The sequence below is a fragment of the Pseudomonas sp. Irchel 3E20 genome (assembly GCF_900187645.1).
GTDB lineage: Bacteria > Pseudomonadota > Gammaproteobacteria > Pseudomonadales > Pseudomonadaceae > Aquipseudomonas.
In genome coordinates, this window is sequence record NZ_FYEE01000030.1 from 1 (window position 1) to 2159 (window position 2159).

General features: G+C 56.6%; 2 protein-coding genes. Both read right to left on the reverse strand.

Annotated features, from left to right (window positions below; all coding sequences use genetic code 11):
- Positions 1 to 1799 (reverse strand): phospholipase D-like domain-containing protein (locus CKW13_RS24045; protein ID WP_095111249.1); only part of this gene is annotated, 1799 nt, incomplete at its 3' end.
- Between the two features lies 1 nt (position 1800).
- Positions 1801 to 2159, reverse strand: a 359-nt coding sequence (locus CKW13_RS24575) for a hypothetical protein (RefSeq protein ID WP_218192075.1), incomplete at its 5' end; no start/stop codon positions are given.

The following is a 2159-nucleotide window of genomic DNA, read 5'->3' on the forward strand; positions in this document are numbered from 1 at the left end:
CCCAGAAAGTCTTTGCGCTCCACCTCCAAGTCCATCACCAATACCGCCAGTTCCGAATCGCGGCCACCCAGCAAACTACGGTCGTTGATATTGGCGCTGCCAATCAGCGCGTAGCGGTCATCGACAATCATCAATTTGCTATGGACATAAATTTGTTCAGTCACATAGCGGTCGTATAACTTTGTCCAATTGCGCAAATTCAGCAGGGTGACGTATTCAAAGCACTCTTCATCGGTTGCGTCGGGTACATCCTCAAAATCTTTTTTACCGACGAGTTGTTGAATATCCGCAACCGTCCTTTCCATGACAGCGGCACACTCTGATTGTGTGATTCGGTCCGCCTCATACAGGCGCCCTAGTTTTAAATACGCTTTAATTCCGTTCAGCAGACTTTGTTCACCAAAGGCAATGGTCTGTTGCGTAAAGTGCACTTGGGTAACGATAGCCGGGTTGTCTAGTCCGCCCCCTTCAGGATGAACCGGCAGCACGATATAAGCGTGAAACAGCGTTTTGGTCATGATCGCCTTGCCGATGCGATGGATCAGCCGCTTGCTGATAACGTTTTCCACTTTCCCCTGGCTTTCACCCGGGAAGGCCCGGGTTAATTTAGGCCCCATGCCTGCACTTTTCTGGATGGTGATAGAGGGTTCCTGCGGTTTTTCCTTCACTTCCCGCCCAAAATCACTGACAAAAAACTGCTGTTCGATATAGACGTAGTGCTTGGCCTTTTCGATCAAGTGGCACAGGGTGCGGTAGATATCGTGCTGCGCTTCTTTGGGTTCTTCGCCGTTGCGCAACAGCGCATGTTCTTTTTTCAGCATCGTTAAGGGCGCACTGCGCAGTACCTGAACGTCGCAGGTGCCTTTGCTCGGATAGGCCTCGGGCGCAGGGGGAAAGGGCAGCGCGGGCGCGCCGCTGCGGTGGCGTGTTTTTTGGCTGTTCCAGCGCAGCACAAAATTGCGTATCAGGTCCGATACCGCAGGCCCGTCGATGCGCAGGTGCATGTCTTGCCAAGGCATACGGGGCTGGCGCGAGGCGTCCACGCCCGCAGCGGTGGGCTTGAGGGCACTCATGCGCACGGGGGCGTCTTCTTTGTAGGGGATTTGATAGTGATGAGGGGCAATCTGGACGTTTTTATCGTCGGGGTTGACCAGGTTTTCCCAGCCCAGGTGGCCCAATGGCGGCACGCAACCGTTGTAGCGGTTCATGCCCTGGCGCCCATCTGCATCGGCGCGCAGTTCAAAGCTATCGTCGTCGTAGCGTCCGTAAGCCAAGTCCAGCCCGCCGACAAACCCGATGCGCTGGTCAATCACCACTTGTTTCTGGTGATGGCTGTAGAACGAGGTGTTCTGATCCGCATGGGGCTTGGCGACGGTTACGAACACGCGCTGCTGGCCGACGAGGCGGTTGATGCCCAGCAGCACGCTGCGGGTTTGTGAGTCATAGGTCTGCACCGGCGCGGCGTCATCCCAGGGCATGACAAAGATGCTCACCCCACGCCGCGCGGCGGCAAGCAGGCAATCGTAGAGGCGCACTTTCGGCGCTAGTTGCGCATCCCAATTGACCTGCCAGCCAGCGATGTAGATCGATTCTTTGGCCGCCGCGAATTCGTCTATCAGTTCGGCAAAGTACGTTTTGCCGCTGAAGTAGGGTTTGACCGCATTGCCTTCGGTGGGCTGGGCAAACACCCGTGTGAGCGTCCAAAGGGGTTCTGTTGCGAACGCCCGGTAGGGCTTGCCCTCGCAATCGACGATTTGAAGCACCGTGCGCCGTACCAGGCAGTTTTCAGGAAGGCTCATTTCACTTGTCCTTGAGTTTGTCTATCAGCGTCTGAGGGCTACCGGTGCGGGCGTCCTTGCGTGCCAGGCTGGCGTGGCGCTCATCTGCGTGTTCAGCGCCGACCTCAAACGGGCGGTCGCTGTAGCCCATGGGGTCCATGGCGTTGAACAGGTTTTGCAAATCACCCCAGTTGCCCTTGTCGACATCCAACGCGACCTCCCGCGCCTGATCGGCGTAAACCAACCAGCATTGATGGGGGGCTTGGTCGTAGTGGGTTTTGAGCGTTTCGTTTTGTTCGTCGGTCAACTCGACCTTGCCCTGATCGTTACTTTGGCCTTGCAGCAGCGTGTCACGGGCAATCAGTGCGCCTGCCAAGCTGT